The 406-nt window shown below is 50.5% G+C and carries 4 tRNA genes; all 4 read left to right on the top strand.

What is annotated here, in order from left to right:
• Positions 1–64 precede the first annotated feature (64 nt).
• Positions 65–137, top strand: a tRNA-Val gene (locus tag FC85_RS12810).
• Positions 138–141: 4 nt separating this feature from the next.
• Positions 142–214, top strand: a tRNA-Lys gene (locus FC85_RS12805).
• 37 nt (positions 215–251) lie between these two features.
• Positions 252–324 (top strand) — tRNA-Thr (locus FC85_RS12800).
• Between the two features lie 5 nt (positions 325–329).
• Positions 330–401: transfer RNA gene (locus tag FC85_RS12795), tRNA-Gly, on the top strand.
• Positions 402–406 lie beyond the last annotated feature (5 nt).

Genomic DNA, 406 nt, shown 5'->3' with positions numbered 1-406 from the left:
GCACGCCAAGAGTAGTTGGGGGATCGCCCCCTGCGAGGGTAGGACGTTGCCACGCTTTATATTTGGAGGATTAGCTCAGCTGGGAGAGCATCTGCCTTACAAGCAGGAGGTCACAGGTTCGATCCCTGTATCCTCCATATTGAGCCGTTAGCTCAGTTGGTAGAGCATCTGACTTTTAATCAGAGGGTCGGCAGTTCGAGACTGCCACGGCTCATTACAATTGAATATTATTAACGCATAATATTTAGTATGCCGACTTAGCTCAGCTGGCAGAGCACCTGTCTTGTAAACAGGGGGTCGGAAGTTCGAATCTTCTAGTCGGCATTCTTGCGGAAGTAGTTCAGTGGTAGAACATCACCTTGCCATGGTGGGGGTCGCGGGTTCGAATCCCGTCTTCCGCTTATTA

The sequence above is a fragment of the Lentilactobacillus diolivorans DSM 14421 genome, from assembly GCF_001434255.1.
Lineage (GTDB): Bacteria > Bacillota > Bacilli > Lactobacillales > Lactobacillaceae > Lentilactobacillus > Lentilactobacillus diolivorans.
This window is presented reverse-complemented; position numbering and strand designations above follow the sequence as displayed.